Source organism: Streptomyces sp. NPDC058291, from assembly GCF_042880855.1.
In the GTDB taxonomy this organism is placed as follows: domain Bacteria; phylum Actinomycetota; class Actinomycetes; order Streptomycetales; family Streptomycetaceae; genus Streptomyces.
This window is the reverse complement of sequence record NZ_JBHVYK010000133.1, coordinates 1-15,318: the sequence shown is the minus strand read 5'-3', so window position 1 is coordinate 15,318 and position 15,318 is coordinate 1. Positions and strand designations below refer to the sequence as shown.

At 70.4% G+C, this 15,318-nt stretch carries 14 protein-coding genes; 13 read left to right on the top strand and 1 reads right to left on the bottom strand.

What is annotated here, in order from left to right:
* Positions 1 to 97: 97 nt before the first annotated feature.
* On the bottom strand, positions 98 to 598 hold the full coding sequence (gene bldD / locus ACFVYK_RS36295; RefSeq protein WP_030785871.1) for a transcriptional regulator BldD: 501 nt from the start codon (positions 596 to 598) through the stop codon (positions 98 to 100).
* A 240-nt stretch (positions 599 to 838) separates the two neighbouring features.
* On the opposite strand from bldD, the gene pyrR reads away from it, so the two are divergent.
* From pyrR to metK, 13 genes are all read left to right on the top strand, one after another.
* On the top strand, positions 839 to 1,417 hold the full coding sequence (gene pyrR / locus ACFVYK_RS36290; protein ID WP_389781001.1) for a bifunctional pyr operon transcriptional regulator/uracil phosphoribosyltransferase PyrR: 579 nt from the start codon (positions 839 to 841) through the stop codon (positions 1,415 to 1,417).
* Between the two features lie 97 nt (positions 1,418 to 1,514).
* Positions 1,515 to 2,495 (top strand): aspartate carbamoyltransferase catalytic subunit, encoded by a 981-nt coding sequence (locus ACFVYK_RS36285; protein ID WP_109001629.1) that lies wholly within the window; start codon positions 1,515 to 1,517, stop codon positions 2,493 to 2,495.
* A 4-nt stretch (positions 2,496 to 2,499) separates the two neighbouring features.
* A complete protein-coding gene (locus ACFVYK_RS36280) occupies positions 2,500 to 3,786 on the top strand; it encodes a dihydroorotase (RefSeq protein ID WP_389781000.1) in 1,287 nt (428 codons plus the stop codon).
* Positions 3,783 to 4,364 (top strand): hypothetical protein, encoded by a 582-nt coding sequence (locus ACFVYK_RS36275; RefSeq protein WP_389780999.1) that lies wholly within the window; start codon positions 3,783 to 3,785, stop codon positions 4,362 to 4,364. The genes ACFVYK_RS36280 and ACFVYK_RS36275 overlap by 4 nt, the downstream gene beginning before the upstream one ends.
* On the top strand, positions 4,361 to 5,515 hold the full coding sequence (carA, locus tag ACFVYK_RS36270; protein WP_389780998.1) for a glutamine-hydrolyzing carbamoyl-phosphate synthase small subunit: 1,155 nt from the start codon (positions 4,361 to 4,363) through the stop codon (positions 5,513 to 5,515). Before ACFVYK_RS36275 ends, carA begins: the two co-directional genes overlap by 4 nt.
* A complete protein-coding gene (gene carB, locus ACFVYK_RS36265) occupies positions 5,508 to 8,822 on the top strand; it encodes a carbamoyl-phosphate synthase large subunit (RefSeq protein WP_389780997.1) in 3,315 nt (1,104 codons plus the stop codon). The genes carA and carB overlap by 8 nt, the downstream gene beginning before the upstream one ends.
* A 51-nt stretch (positions 8,823 to 8,873) precedes the next feature.
* On the top strand, positions 8,874 to 9,980 hold the full coding sequence (locus ACFVYK_RS36260) for a quinone-dependent dihydroorotate dehydrogenase (protein ID WP_389780996.1): 1,107 nt from the start codon (positions 8,874 to 8,876) through the stop codon (positions 9,978 to 9,980).
* Positions 9,977 to 10,819 (top strand): orotidine-5'-phosphate decarboxylase, encoded by an 843-nt coding sequence (pyrF, locus tag ACFVYK_RS36255; RefSeq protein WP_389780995.1) that lies wholly within the window; start codon positions 9,977 to 9,979, stop codon positions 10,817 to 10,819. Before ACFVYK_RS36260 ends, pyrF begins: the two co-directional genes overlap by 4 nt.
* A gap of 309 nt (positions 10,820 to 11,128) precedes the next feature.
* The gene (locus tag ACFVYK_RS36250; RefSeq protein WP_003977346.1) at positions 11,129 to 11,452 is read left to right on the top strand and encodes an integration host factor; all 324 of its coding nucleotides are present in this window, start codon (positions 11,129 to 11,131) and stop codon (positions 11,450 to 11,452) included.
* 60 nt (positions 11,453 to 11,512) lie between these two features.
* Positions 11,513 to 12,106, top strand: coding sequence for a guanylate kinase (gene gmk / locus ACFVYK_RS36245; RefSeq protein ID WP_389780994.1), 594 nt, complete (start codon positions 11,513 to 11,515; stop codon positions 12,104 to 12,106).
* 70 nt (positions 12,107 to 12,176) lie between these two features.
* Positions 12,177 to 12,449 (top strand): DNA-directed RNA polymerase subunit omega, encoded by a 273-nt coding sequence (gene rpoZ / locus ACFVYK_RS36240; RefSeq protein ID WP_003988945.1) that lies wholly within the window; start codon positions 12,177 to 12,179, stop codon positions 12,447 to 12,449.
* A gap of 123 nt (positions 12,450 to 12,572) precedes the next feature.
* Positions 12,573 to 13,775: a bifunctional phosphopantothenoylcysteine decarboxylase/phosphopantothenate--cysteine ligase CoaBC gene (gene coaBC, locus ACFVYK_RS36235; RefSeq protein WP_389780993.1), complete on the top strand. Its 1,203-nt coding sequence runs from the start codon at positions 12,573 to 12,575 to the stop codon at positions 13,773 to 13,775.
* A 239-nt stretch (positions 13,776 to 14,014) separates the two neighbouring features.
* On the top strand, positions 14,015 to 15,223 hold the full coding sequence (metK, locus tag ACFVYK_RS36230) for a methionine adenosyltransferase (RefSeq protein ID WP_389780992.1): 1,209 nt from the start codon (positions 14,015 to 14,017) through the stop codon (positions 15,221 to 15,223).
* The last annotated feature ends 95 nt before the right edge of the window (positions 15,224 to 15,318 follow it).

Here is a 15,318-nt window from a genome sequence, read left to right as displayed (position 1 = left end):
CAATACGACCTAAGAAGAACAGCAGAACGCGGAGGTGGCAGAAAAAGTAAAATAACGGCCACCTGCGAGGGTACGTTTCTGCTCAGCCGCGAAGCGGCTAGTTCTCCTCGTGGGAGACCGCGCGACGCGCGTCCGCGTCCAGGACGCCCCAGCTGATCAGCTGCTCGGTCAGGACCGAGGGCGACTGGTCGTAGATGACGGCCAGGGTGCGCAGGTCGTCCTGGCGGATCGACAGCACCTTGCCGTTGTAGTCACCGCGCTGCGACTGGATCGTGGCCGCGTAGCGCTGCAGCGGGCCGGCCTTCTCGACCGGCACGTGGGCCAGTCGCTCCAGGTCGAGGACCAGCTTCGGCGGGGGCTCGGCCGCCCCGCCCGGGGTGGTGCCCGGCAGCAGTTCCTGCACGGGAACGCCGTAGAAATCCGCCAGTTCGGCAAGGCGCTGCACGGTCACGGCGCGGTCGCCGCGCTCGTACGAACCGACCACGACCGCCTTCCAGCGTCCCTGGGACTTCTCCTCGACACCGTGGAGGGAAAGGCCCTGCTGGGTGCGGATCGCGCGGAGCTTGGCCCCGAGCTGTTTGGCGTATTCGCTGGACATATAGCTCCCCGGCACTGGGTCGACGCGGCACGAGCCGCGTGCTGGTAACTCACTGTGAGGTTACGCAGCGTGATTCTTCTGCGTCAAGCCGAATGGTCCACACCGACTCTTCCGTGGTAGTGGCGGCGCGTTAGGCCAAGGGGGTGATCGGGTCGTCGCCCCGACCTGCTACCGTGGATGGCGCAAATCCGACGTCCTTTAAGGTCCGTCCCGTGAGGCGGAGAAGGAGGTCCGTTTCTTATGGACAAGCAGGACATCGAGCAGGATCCCCGGCAGGCCGACGCGCGCCCCGTCCTCGAAGGCCCCGACATCGCGCGCGTGCTGACCCGCATCGCCCACGAGATCGTCGAACGCGCCAAGGGCGCCGACGACGTGGTGCTCCTCGGCATCCCGACGCGCGGGGTGTTCCTCGCCCAGCGGCTCGGCGCCAAGCTGGAGCAGATCACCGATCGCAAGATCCCCGTCGGCTCCCTCGACATCACCATGTACCGCGACGACCTGCGCATGCACCCGCCCCGCGCGCTGGCCCGCACCGAGATCCCCGGCGACGGCCTGGACGGCAGGCTGGTCGTCCTCGTCGACGACGTGCTCTTCTCCGGCCGCACCATCCGCGCCGCCCTCGACGCCCTGAACGACCTCGGGCGCCCGCGCGCGGTGCAGCTCGCGGTCCTGGTCGACCGCGGCCACCGCGAACTGCCCATCCGCGCCGACTACGTCGGCAAGAACCTCCCCACGTCGCTGCGGGAGACGGTCAAGGTCCAGCTCGCCGAGGAGGACGGTCGCGACACCGTGCTGCTCGGCGTGCAGCAGACCCAGTAGCAGCGGATCGCGTACGCCGTCGTCGTACGCCCCTTCGGCACGCCTCCGCCTGCCCGGAATCTCCCCGATACCTGAACTGCCTTACGGAGCCTGACAGATGCAGCGTCATCTCATCTCGGCCGCCGATCTCACCCGCGACGACGCCGTCCTGATCCTCGACACCGCGGAGGAGATGGCCCGGGTGGCCGACCGGCCCATCAAGAAGCTGCCGACCCTGCGCGGCCGCACGATCGTCAACCTCTTCTTCGAGGACTCCACCCGTACGCGCATCTCCTTCGAGGCCGCCGAGAAGCGCCTGTCCGCGGACGTCATCAACTTCTCCGCCAAGGGGTCGAGCGTGTCCAAGGGCGAGTCCCTGAAGGACACCGCCCAGACGCTGGAGGCCATGGGCGTCGACGCGGTCGTCATCCGGCACGGCGCCTCCGGCGCCCCCTACCGGCTGGCCACCTCCGGCTGGATCGACGCCGTCGTCGTCAACGCCGGCGACGGCACCCACCAGCACCCCACCCAGGCCCTCCTGGACGCCTTCACCATGCGCCGCCGGCTCGTCGGCCGGGACGCCGGGATCGGCCAGGACCTCGCCGGGAAGCGCATCACGATCGTCGGCGACGTCCTGCACAGCCGGGTCGCCCGCTCCAACGTCGACCTGCTGCACACCCTCGGCGCCGAGGTCACGCTGGTCGCCCCGCCGACCCTGGTGCCGGTCGGCATCGAGACCTGGCCGTGCGCGGTCTCCTACGACCTGGACAGCACGCTGCCCAAGTCCGACGCGGTGATGATGCTGCGCGTGCAGCGCGAACGGATGAACGCCGCGTTCTTCCCCACCGAGCGCGAGTACTCGCGGCGCTACGGACTCGACGGCGACCGGATGGCGCGGATGCCCGAGCACGCCATCGTGATGCACCCCGGCCCGATGGTGCGCGGGATGGAGATCACCGCCGAGGTCGCCGACTCCGAGCGCTGCACCGTCGTCGAACAGGTCGCCAACGGCGTCTCCATCCGGATGGCCGTCCTCTACCTGCTCCTGGGCGGCAACGAGCCCGCCGTCAGCCACGCCCGCACCACCGAGGAGAAGTAAGACCATGAGCAAGATCCTGATCCGTGGTGCGAAGGTGCTCGGCGGCGAGCCGCAGGACGTCCTGATCGACGGCGCGGTGATCGAGGCCGTGGGCGCGGGCCTGTCCGCCGAGGGCGCCGAGGTCGTCGAAGCCGCCGGCAAGGTGCTCCTGCCGGGCCTGGTCGACCTGCACACCCATCTGCGCGAGCCGGGCCGCGAGGACTCCGAGACGGTGCTGACCGGCACGCGCGCGGCCGCCTCCGGCGGCTACACGGCCGTCTTCGCCATGGCCAACACCTTCCCCGTCGCCGACACCGCCGGCGTGGTCGAACAGGTCTACCGGCTCGGGCAGGAGCACGGCTACTGCGACGTGCAGCCCATCGGCGCGGTCACCGTCGGCCTGGAGGGCAGGAAGCTCGCCGAACTCGGCGCCATGCACGAGTCGGCCGCCGGCGTCACCGTCTTCTCCGACGACGGCAAGTGCGTCGACGACGCCGTGATCATGCGCCGGGCCCTGGAGTACGTGAAGGCCTTCGGCGGGGTCGTCGCCCAGCACGCGCAGGAGCCGCGGCTGACCGAGGGCGCCCAGATGAACGAGGGCGTCGTCTCCGCCGAGCTGGGCCTCGGCGGCTGGCCCGCGGTCGCCGAGGAGTCGATCATCGCCCGCGACGTCCTGCTCGCCGAGCACGTCGGCTCCCGCGTCCACATCTGCCACCTCTCCACCGCGGGCTCGGTCGAGATCGTCCGCTGGGCCAAGTCCCGCGGCATCGACGTCACCGCCGAGGTCACCCCGCACCACCTGCTGCTCACCGACGAGCTGGTCCGGTCCTACAACCCGGTCTACAAGGTGAACCCGCCGCTGCGCACCGAGCGGGACGTGCTCGCCCTGCGCGAGGCGCTCGCCGACGGCACGATCGACATCGTCGCCACCGACCACGCGCCGCATCCCCACGAGGACAAGGACTGCGAGTGGGCCGCGGCCGCCATGGGCATGGTCGGGCTGGAGACCGCGCTGTCGGTGGTCCAGGAGACGATGGTCGAGACGGGTCTGCTGGACTGGGCCGGGGTCGCGAGCGCGATGTCCTTCAAGCCCGCCGAGATCGGGCGGGCCAGGGGCCACGGGCGTCCCGTCTCGGCTGGTGAGCCCGCCAACCTCACGCTCGTCGACACGCAATACCGTGGGTCCGTGGACCCCGCGGGCTTCGCCTCGCGCAGCCGGAACACCCCGTACGAGGGGCGTGAGCTGCCGGGCCGGGTCACGCACACATGGCTGCGGGGCAAGGCCACGCTCGTCGACGGGAAGCTCACGTGACATCTGCAGCACTACTGCTCGCGGCCGAGAAGGAATCGGCCGCGGTGACCGACTGGGCCGCGCGGATCGGCTGGGTGGCCGGCCTCGGCCTGTTCGTCGCGCTCGTGTACTGGCTGATGCGCGAGGGCTGGAAGTGGCGGGGCACGCTCCAGGGCGACCTGCCCGGACTTCCCGCCGCGCCGTCCGAGCCGGGCGAGGCGAAACTGACGATGAGCGGCCGGTACCACGGCTCCACCACCGCGGGCCAGTGGCTCGACCGCATCGTGGCGCACGGTCTGGGCACCCGCAGCCGGGTCGAGCTCACCCTCACGGACGCGGGACTGGACGTCGTGCGCCCCGGCGCGAGCGACTTCTTCGTCCCGGCCGCGGCACTGCGCGAGGCCCGGCTCGACAAGGGCATCGCCGGCAAGGTCCTCACCGAGGGCGGACTGCTGGTCGTGACCTGGGCGCACGGCGAGCGGCTGCTCGACTCCGGGTTCCGCTCGGACCACGCGGCCGAGCACGCCGCATGGGTCGCCGCCATCAACTCAATGACCGACAAGACGGAAACTCCGACGGAAACGGAAGGCGCACGATGACGACCTCCACCAGGGGAAACGCTTTTGAGAAAAAGGTGCTTCCCGCCGTACTCGTCCTGGAGGACGGCCGGATCTTCCGCGGCCGCGCCTACGGGGCCGTGGGGGAGACCTTCGGCGAAGCGGTGTTCTCCACCGGCATGACCGGCTACCAGGAGACCCTGACCGACCCGTCGTACGACCGCCAGATCGTCGTGGCGACCGCCCCGCAGATCGGCAACACCGGCTGGAACGACGAGGACGACGAGTCGGGCCGCATCTGGGTCTCCGGATACGTCGTGCGCGACCCCGCGCGCGTGCCGTCCAACTGGCGGGCCAAGCGCTCGCTGGACGACGAGCTGGTCGCCCAGGGCGTCGTCGGGATCTCCGGCGTCGACACCCGCGCCCTCACCCGCCACCTGCGCGAGCGCGGCTCGATGCGCGCCGGCGTCTTCTCCGGCGAGGCGATCGCCTCCGACGGCGAGCTCCTCGCGCGCGTGCAGGCCCAGCCGCACATGAAGGGCGCGAGCCTCTACGAGGAGGTCGCCACCAAGGAGGCCTACGTCGTCCCGGCGGTCGGCGAGAAGCGGTTCACCGTCGCCGCCATCGACCTCGGCATCAAGGGCATGACCCCGCACCGCATGGCCGAGCGCGGCATCGAGGTGCACGTGCTGCCCGCGACGGCCTCGGCGGACGAGGTGTACGCCGTGAACCCCGACGGCGTGTTCTTCTCCAACGGGCCGGGCGACCCGGCCACCGCCGACGGCCCCGTGGCGCTGATGACCGAGGTGCTGGAGCGCAGGACGCCCCTGTTCGGCATCTGCTTCGGCAACCAGATCCTCGGCCGCGCCCTCGGCTTCGGCACCTACAAGCTGAAGTACGGTCACCGCGGCATCAACCAGCCCGTCCAGGACCGCACGACCGGCAAGGTCGAGGTCACCGCGCACAACCACGGCTTCGCGGTGGACGCGCCGCTGGACAAGGTCAGCGAGACGACGTTCGGCCGCGCCGAGGTCTCCCACGTCTGCCTGAACGACGACGTCGTGGAGGGGCTGCAGCTGCTCGACCAGCCGGCCTTCTCCGTCCAGTACCACCCCGAAGCGGCAGCGGGCCCGCACGACGCCGCCTACCTGTTCGACCGCTTCGTATCCCTGATGGAGGGCCAGCGTGCCTAAGCGCACCGATATCCAGTCCGTCCTGGTCATCGGCTCCGGCCCGATCGTCATCGGGCAGGCCGCCGAGTTCGACTACTCCGGCACCCAGGCGTGCCGCATCCTGCGCGCCGAGGGCCTGCGCGTCGTCCTGGTCAACTCCAACCCGGCGACGATCATGACCGACCCGGAGATCGCCGACGCCACCTACGTCGAGCCGATCACCCCCGAGTTCGTCGAGAAGATCATCGCCAAGGAACGGCCCGACGCCCTGCTGCCCACCCTGGGCGGTCAGACGGCCCTCAACACGGCGATCTCCCTCGCCGAGAACGGCGTCCTCGACAAGTACGGCGTCGAACTGATCGGCGCCAAGGTCGAGGCCATCCACAAGGGCGAGGACCGCGACCTGTTCAAGGGCGTCGTGGAAGCCGTCCGCGCCAAGATCGGGCACGGTGAGTCGGCCCGCTCGGTCATCTGCCACACCATGGACGAGGTGATCGCCGGGGTCGACGAGCTCGGCGGCTACCCGGTCGTCGTGCGCCCCTCCTTCACCATGGGCGGCGCCGGCTCCGGCTTCGCCCACGACGAGGAGGAGCTGCGCCGCATCGCCGGCCAGGGCCTCACGCTGTCGCCGACCACCGAGGTGCTCCTGGAGGAGTCCATCCTCGGCTGGAAGGAGTACGAGCTGGAGCTGATGCGCGACAAGAACGACAACGTCGTGGTCGTCTGCTCCATCGAGAACTTCGACCCCATGGGCGTGCACACCGGCGACTCGATCACCGTCGCCCCCGCGATGACGCTGACCGACCGCGAGTACCAGGTGCTGCGCGACGTCGGCATCGCGATCATCCGCGAGGTCGGCGTCGACACCGGCGGCTGCAACATCCAGTTCGCGGTGAACCCCGAGGACGGCCGGGTCATCGTCATCGAGATGAACCCGCGCGTGTCGCGGTCCTCGGCGCTCGCCTCCAAGGCGACCGGCTTCCCGATCGCCAAGATCGCGGCCAAGCTCGCCGTCGGCTACACCCTCGACGAGATCCCCAACGACATCACCCGGGAGACCCCGGCCTCCTTCGAGCCCACGCTCGACTACGTCGTCGTCAAGGCCCCGCGCTTCGCCTTCGAGAAGTTCCCGAGCGCCGACTCCACGCTGACCACGACCATGAAGTCGGTCGGCGAGGCCATGGCCATCGGCCGCAACTTCACCGAGGCCTTCCAGAAGGCGCTGCGCTCGCTGGAGAAGAAGGGCAGCCAGTTCACGTTCGTCGGCGAGCCCGGCGACAAGGACGAGCTGCTGCGCGAGGCCGTCCGGCCCACCGACGGCCGCATCAACACCGTCATGCAGGCCATCCGCGCGGGCGCCACGCCCGAGGAGGTCTTCGCGTTCACGAAGATCGACCCCTGGTTCGTCGACCAGCTCTTCCTGATCAAGGAGACCGCCGACGACCTGGCCGCCGCCGACCGCCTGGACGGCGAGCTGCTCGCGGAGGCCAAGCGGCACGGCTTCTCCGACCTGCAGATCGGCGAGATCCGCGGGCTGCGCGAGGACGTCGTGCGCGAGGTCCGGCACGCGCTGGGCGTGCGGCCTGTCTACAAGACGGTCGACACCTGCGCCGCCGAGTTCGCCGCGAAGACGCCGTACTTCTACTCCTCCTACGACGAGGAGGACGAGGTGGCGACCCGCGAGAAGCCGGCCGTCATCATCCTGGGCTCCGGCCCGAACCGCATCGGCCAGGGCATCGAGTTCGACTACTCCTGCGTCCACGCCTCCTTCGCGCTGAGCGACGCGGGCTACGAGACCGTGATGGTCAACTGCAACCCGGAGACGGTCTCCACCGACTACGACACCTCCGACCGCCTGTACTTCGAGCCGCTGACGCTGGAAGACGTGCTGGAGGTCGTGCACGCCGAGGCGCAGGCCGGCCCGATCGCCGGCGTCATCGTCCAGCTCGGCGGGCAGACCCCGCTCGGTCTGGCGCAGGCCCTGAAGGACAACGGCGTGCCGATCGTCGGCACCCCGCCCGAGGCCATCCACGCGGCCGAGGACCGGGGCGCCTTCGGGCAGGTGCTCGCCGAGGCCGGCCTCCCGGCCCCCAAGCACGGCACCGCGACCACCTTCACCGAGGCCAAGGCCATCGCGGACGAGATCGGCTACCCGGTCCTCGTCCGGCCGTCCTACGTCCTCGGCGGCCGCGGTATGGAGATCGTCTACGACGAGACCCGGCTGTCGTCCTACATCGCCGAGTCGACCGAGATCAGCCCCACCCGGCCGGTCCTGGTCGACCGCTTCCTCGACGACGCCATCGAGATCGACGTCGACGCGCTGTACGACGGCGAGGAGCTGTACCTCGGCGGCGTGATGGAGCACATCGAGGAGGCCGGCATCCACTCCGGCGACTCGGCGTGCGCCCTGCCCCCGATCACCCTCGGCGGCTTCGACATCAAGCGCCTGCGGGCCTCCACCGAGGCGATCGCCAAGGGCGTCGGCGTGCGCGGCCTGATCAACATCCAGTTCGCGATGGCCGGCGACATCCTCTACGTGCTGGAGGCCAACCCGCGCGCCTCGCGCACCGTCCCCTTCACCTCGAAGGCGACCGCGGTGCCGCTGGCGAAGGCCGCCGCCCGGATCTCGCTCGGCGCGACCGTCGCCGAGCTGCGCGCGGAAGGCCTGCTCCCGGCGACCGGTGACGGCGGCGAGCTGCCGCTGGACGCGCCGATCTCCGTCAAGGAGGCCGTGATGCCGTGGAGCCGCTTCCGGGACACCTCCGGCCGCGGCGTCGACACCGTCCTCGGCCCGGAGATGCGCTCCACCGGCGAGGTCATGGGCATCGACTCCGTCTTCGGCACCGCGTACGCCAAGTCGCAGGCCGGCGCCTACGGCCCGCTGCCCACCAAGGGCCGCGCGTTCATCTCGGTCGCCAACCGCGACAAGCGCTCGATGATCTTCCCCGCGCGCGAGCTGGTCGCCCACGGCTTCGAGCTGCTCGCCACCTCGGGCACCGCCGAGGTGCTCAGGCGCAACGGCATCAACGCCACCGTGGTGCGCAAGCAGTCGGAGGGCACCGGACCCAACGGCGAGAAGACCATCGTCCAGTGCATCCACGACGGCGAGGTCGACCTCATCGTCAACACCCCGTACGGCACCGGCGGCCGCCTCGACGGCTACGAGATCCGCACGGCGGCCGTGGCGCGGTCCGTGCCGTGCCTGACGACGGTCCAGGCGCTCGCCGCCGCCGTCCAGGGCATCGACGCGCTCAACCACGGCGACGTGGGCGTGCGCTCGCTCCAGGAACACGCCGAACACCTGAATGCGGCCCGAGACCGCGACTAGCAGCGCTGAGGGGGACACCGGGAACGGTGTCCCCCTCTTCACGAGGGAACCATGTACAAGCTCTTCTTCAATCTCGTCTTCAAGCGGATGGACCCCGAGCAGGCCCACCACCTCGCCTTCCGCTGGATCCGCCTCGCCGTCCGCGTCCCCGTGCTGCGCACCTTCGTGGCCGCCGCCCTCGCCCCCCGCTACGAAGAGCTGCGCACGGAGGCCTTCGGCCTGCGCATGCACGGCCCCTTCGGGCTCGCCGCCGGCTTCGACAAGAACGCCGTCGCGATCGACGGCATGGCGATGCTCGGCTTCGACCACGTCGAGATCGGCACGGTCACCGGCGAGCCCCAGCCCGGCAACCCCAAGCGGCGGTTGTTCCGCCTCGTGAACGACCGGGCGCTCGTCAACCGCATGGGCTTCAACAACGAGGGCTCGCTGGCCGTCGCCGCCCGCCTGGCCTCCCGCACCCCCGTCTTCAAGCCGGTGGTCGGCGTCAACATCGGCAAGACCAAGGTCGTACCCGAGGAGGAGGCCGTCGGCGACTACGTGAAGTCGGCCGAGCGGCTCGCCCCCTTCGCCGACTACCTGGTCGTCAACGTGTCCTCGCCGAACACGCCCGGCCTGCGCAACCTGCAGGCCGCCGAGGCGCTGCGGCCGCTGCTCGTCGCCGTCCGCGAGGCCGCCGACCGGGTCGTGTCCACGCGCCGGGTCCCGCTGCTGGTGAAGATCGCCCCGGACCTGGCCGACGAGGACGTCGACGCGGTCGCCGACCTGGCCGTGGAACTCGGGCTGGACGGCATCATCGCCACCAACACCACCATCGCGCGCGAGGGCCTCGGGCTGACGTCCGACCCCTCGCTGGTGAAGGAGACCGGCGGACTGTCCGGAGCGCCCCTCAAGGCCCGCTCCCTGGAGGTGCTGCGGCGGCTCTACGCGCGCGTGGGCGACCGCGTGACCCTGGTGGGCGTCGGCGGCGTCGAGAGCGCCGAGGACGCCTGGCAGCGCATCCTGGCCGGCGCCACGCTGGTGCAGGGCTACAGCGCCTTCGTCTACGAGGGGCCGTTCTGGGGCCGCGCGATCCACAAGGGACTCGCCGCCCGCCTGCGCACGAGCCCCTACGCCACCCTCGCCGACGCCGTCGGCGCCGACGTGAGGAACACGGCATGACCCTGGAGCCCTTCGGCGCGCGTCTGCGCCGCGCCATGGACGAGCGCGGCCCGCTCTGCGTCGGCATCGACCCGCACGCCTCCCTGCTCGCCGAGTGGGGCCTGAGCGACGACGTCGCCGGCCTGGAGCGGTTCAGCCGCACGGTCGTCGAGGCGACGGCGGACCGGGTGGCCCTGCTGAAGCCGCAGAGCGCCTTCTTCGAGCGGTTCGGCTCGCGCGGGGTAGCCGTCCTGGAGAAGACGGTGCAGGAGGCCCGTGCGGCCGGGGCGCTCGTCGTGATGGACGCCAAGCGCGGCGACATCGGCTCGACCATGGCCGCCTACGCCGAGTCCTTCCTGCACAAGGACGCGCCGCTGTTCTCCGACGCCCTCACCGTTTCGCCGTACCTCGGCTACGGGTCGCTGGCGCCGGCGGTGGCGCTGGCCCGGGAGAGCGGCGCGGGACTGTTCGTGCTGGCGCTCACCTCCAACCCGGAGGGCGGCGAGGTGCAGCACGCGGTGCGGCCCGACGGCAGGAACGTGGGCGCGACCATGCTGGCGCACCTGGCCGCGGAGAACGCGGGGGAGGAGCCGCTGGGCTCCTTCGGGGCGGTCGTCGGCGCCACGCTGGGCGACCTCTCGGCCTACGACCTCGACGTCAACGGGCCGCTCCTCGCGCCCGGCGTCGGCGCCCAGGGGGCGACGCCGGCCGATCTGCCGCGCGTCTTCGGGCCGGCGGTGCGCAACGTGGTGCCGAACGTCAGCCGGGGTGTTCTGCGTCACGGCCCCGACGTCGTCGCTCTGCGTGACGCCGTGGAGCGGTTTGCGCGAGAGGTGCGCACCGCCGTGACCTCGGTCTGAGGAGGGTCGAACGCCCGGCCGGGGGCTCGGCCGGGCGGCCGGCGGCCGACTTGAGCCTGGATACATCCTCAAATCCAGGGCATTATGTCCTAAATGTCCGGCCCTACGGAGGCTGACCAGGACTTTTCCTCTGTTCTCGCTGACTATGGCGGAGTTGGCCGCTAGTCTCCGACGAGTGGGGGTACCCCCACGCTTTTTGCAGCAGTGAGGGAGAACGGGCAAGCGTGTTGCTCGTGGCTCCCTGGTGAGGGACGACCAGGTTCCTCACCGGTCCGTATCCGACAGTTCGACATCCGAGGTGACGTAGGCGTGGCTCTTCCGCCCCTTACCCCCGAACAGCGCGCAGCCGCGCTCGAAAAGGCCGCCGCGGCTCGCCGGGAGCGGGCCGAGGTCAAGAATCGACTGAAGCACTCCGGCGCCTCTCTTCACGAGGTCATCAAGCAGGGTCAGGAAAACGACGTCATCGGCAAGATGAAGGTCTCCGCCCTGCTGGAGTCGCTCCCGGGCGTGGGCAAGGTCCGCGCCAAGCAGATCATGGAGCGACTCGGCATCTCCGAGAGCCGCCGTGTACGCGGCCTCGGCTCCAACCAGATCGCTTCCCTGGAGCGTGAGTTCGGCAGCACCGGCTCCTGATTGCCGGGTCTTGCCGGCAGGGAGTCCCGGGCACTCCGGGATTGCTGGAATAATCGCTGCATGGCTGCAACATTCCGGGGGACGACCCCCGAGCCCCCGGACGTACGTCCGCGGCTGACCGTGCTCTCCGGCCCCTCCGGGGTCGGCAAGAGCACGGTCGTCGCTCATATGCGCAAGAAACACCCCGAGGTCTGGCTCTCGGTGTCGGCGACGACCCGCAAGCCTCGCCCCGGCGAGCAGCACGGCGTCCACTACTTCTTCGTCACCGACGAGGAGATGGACAAGCTGATCGCCAACGGCGAACTCCTGGAGTGGGCCGAGTTCGCGGGCAACCGCTACGGCACGCCGCGGGCCGCCGTCCTGGAGCGCCTGGAGTCGGGCGAGCCGGTCCTGCTGGAGATCGATCTCCAGGGCGCCCGGCAGGTCCGCGAGTCCATGCCCGAGGCCCAGCTGGTGTTCCTGGCTCCCCCGTCCTGGGAGGAGCTGGTGCGCAGGCTCACCGGGCGGGGCACCGAACCGCCCGAGGTCATCGAGCGCCGCCTGGAGGCGGCGAAGATCGAACTCGCGGCCGAGCCGGAGTTCGACGTCACCCTGGTCAACACCTCCGTCGAGGACGTGGCGCGTGAGCTGCTAGCCTTGATGGATGTTGTGTGATCGCGGGTTCGGGCCCTTCACGGCCTCTGTGATCACGACCGGTCTTTTCCCATCCATCGGAAGGTAGAGCGTGTCCTCTTCCATCTCCGCGCCCGAGGGCATCATCAACCCGCCGATCGACGAGCTCCTCGAGGCCACCGACTCGAAGTACAGCCTCGTGATCTACGCGGCCAAGCGGGCCCGCCAGATCAACGCGTACTACTCGCAGCTCGGCGAGGGCCTCCTCGAGTACGTCGGTCCGCTCGTGGACACCCACGTCCACGAGAAGCCGCTCTCGATCGCCCTCCGCGAGATCAACGCCGGTCTGCTGACGTCCGAGGCCGTCGAAGGCCCCGCCCAGTAGTATTTTCGGCTCGCAGTTGGTTTTTCCACAGGCCCGGCAGCGCGACTGCCGGGCCTGTGGTGTGAGATGAACTCGTGCGCCGGCAGCCGCGGCGGACGCATCGCCGAGGTCCGGGGAGAGACGGTGGACACACCGAAGGTCGTTCTGGGGGTCAGTGGCGGCATCGCCGCCTACAAGGCCTGCGAGCTGCTGCGCAGACTGACGGAGTCGGGTCACGACGTGCGTGTCGTCCCCACCGCGTCCGCGCTGCACTTCGTCGGCGCCGCCACCTGGTCCGCCCTCTCCGGACACCCGGTCTCCACGGAGGTCTGGGACGACGTCCACGAGGTCCCGCACGTGCGCATCGGCCAACACGCCGACCTGGTCGTCGTCGCCCCGGCCACCGCCGACACGCTCGCCAAGGCCGCCCACGGCCTGGCCGACGACCTCCTCACCAACACCCTCCTCACCGCCCGCTGTCCGGTCGTCTTCGCCCCGGCGATGCACACCGAGATGTGGGAGCACCCGGCCACCCAGGAGAACGTCGCGACCCTGCGCCGCCGGGGCGCCGTCGTGATCGAACCGGCCGTCGGCCGCCTCACCGGCGTCGACACCGGCAAGGGCCGCCTGCCCGACCCCGGCGAGATCTTCGAGGTCTGCCGCCGGGTCCTGGCCAGGGGCGTGCGCGAGCCCGACCTGGCCGGCAGGCATGTCGTGGTCAGCGCCGGCGGCACCCGCGAACCCCTCGACCCGGTCCGCTTCCTCGGCAACCGCTCCTCCGGCAAGCAGGGGTACGCCCTCGCCCGCACCGCCGCCGCCCGCGGCGCCCGCGTCACCCTGGTCGCGGCGAACACCGGCCTGCCCGACCCGGCCGGCGTCGACGTCGTCCAGGTCGGCACCGCCGTACAGCTGCGCGAGGCGGTCCTGAAGGCGGCCGCCGACGCCGACGCGATCGTCATGGCGGCCGCCGTGGCCGATTTCCGGCCGGAGACCTACGCGGCCGGAAAGATCAAGAAGAAGGACGGCAAGGAACCGGACCCGATCGTTCTCGTGCGAAATCCAGACATCCTCGCGGAGGTGTCCGCCGACCGGGCGCGCCCCAATCAGGTGGTCGTCGGCTTCGCCGCCGAGACCGACGACGTCCTGGCCAACGGCCGGACGAAGCTGCGGCGCAAGGGGTGCGACCTGCTGGTGGTGAACGAGGTGGGGGAGCGCAGAACGTTCGGATCCGAGGACAACGAGGCCGTCGTGCTGGGCGCCGACGGCAGCGAAACGCCCGTGGCCCACGGCCCCAAGGAGGCTCTGGCCGAAATCGTGTGGGACTTGGTGACGCGGCGACTGAGCTGACTGTTTGATGCGCTGCGTCGTCGTCTCCCACCCGGTCGATTCCGGCGCGGCGCCCCTGGCCAAGTGTGCTCGGCTTTCGGCAGAATGCCCGTGCCGCAGGTCACAGCGCTCCCGAGAGGCGAGACGGGTGGGCCGGTGGCGGGACATGACCGATAAACTGTTCTCGGACGACGCCGGGCGCAGCTCCCGTCGCGTCCGCCCATGATCAGCCAGCAGCCGCTGCAACCCCAGGGAGCGTTGTGTCCCGTCGCCTGTTCACCTCGGAGTCTGTGACCGAGGGTCACCCCGACAAGATCGCTGACCAGATCAGCGACACCATTCTCGATGCCCTGCTGCGCGAGGACCCGACCTCCCGGGTCGCCGTCGAAACCTTGATCACGACCGGTCTGGTGCATGTGGCCGGCGAGGTCACCACCAAGGCCTACGCGCCGATTCCCCAGCTCGTGCGCGACAAGATCCTCGAAATCGGCTACGACTCCTCCAAGAAGGGCTTCGACGGCGCCTCCTGCGGCGTCTCGGTGTCCATCGGCGCGCAGTCCCCGGACATCGCCCAGGGCGTCGACACGGCGTACGAGTCCCGCGTCGAGGGCGACGAGGACGAGCTGGACCGGCAGGGCGCCGGCGACCAGGGCCTGATGTTCGGCTACGCGTCCGACGAGACGCCCACCCTGATGCCGCTGCCGATCTTCCTGGCCCACCGCCTGTCCAAGCGCCTCTCGGACGTCCGCAAGAACGGGACCATCCCCTACCTGCGCCCCGACGGCAAGACCCAGGTCACCATCGAGTACGACGGCGACAAGGCGGTCCGTCTGGACACCGTGGTCGTCTCCTCGCAGCACGCCTCGGACATCGACCTGGACTCCCTGCTGACGCCCGACATCCGCGAGTTCGTCGTCGAGCCGGAGCTCAAGGCGCTGCTGGACGACGGGATCAAGCTCGACACCGAGAACTACCGTCTGCTGGTCAACCCGACCGGCCGCTTCGAGATCGGCGGCCCGATGGGCGACGCCGGCCTCACCGGCCGCAAGATCATCATCGACACCTACGGCGGCTTCGCCCGCCACGGCGGCGGCGCCTTCTCGGGCAAGGACCCGTCCAAGGTGGACCGCTCGGCCGCCTACGCGATGCGCTGGGTGGCGAAGAACGTGGTCGCGGCGGGGCTCGCCGCCCGCTGCGAGGTCCAGGTCGCCTACGCGATCGGCAAGGCCGAGCCGGTCGGTCTGTTCATCGAGACCTTCGGCACCGCCAAGATCGACTCCGAGAAGATCGAGAAGGCGATCGACGAGGTCTTCGACCTCCGCCCGGCCGCCATCATCCGCGACCTCGACCTGCTGCGCCCGATCTACGCGCAGACCGCCGCCTACGGCCACTTCGGCCGTGAGCTCCCCGACTTCACCTGGGAGCGCACGGACCGCGTGGACGCGCTGCGCAAGGCCGCGGGTCTGTAGGACCGGGCAACCACGGGCCGTCGCTCGGCCCAGCTGTGCATGACGTCGGCACCCCAGACCCGGTGACGGTCAAGGGTCCCGACCTCGGCCTGCGG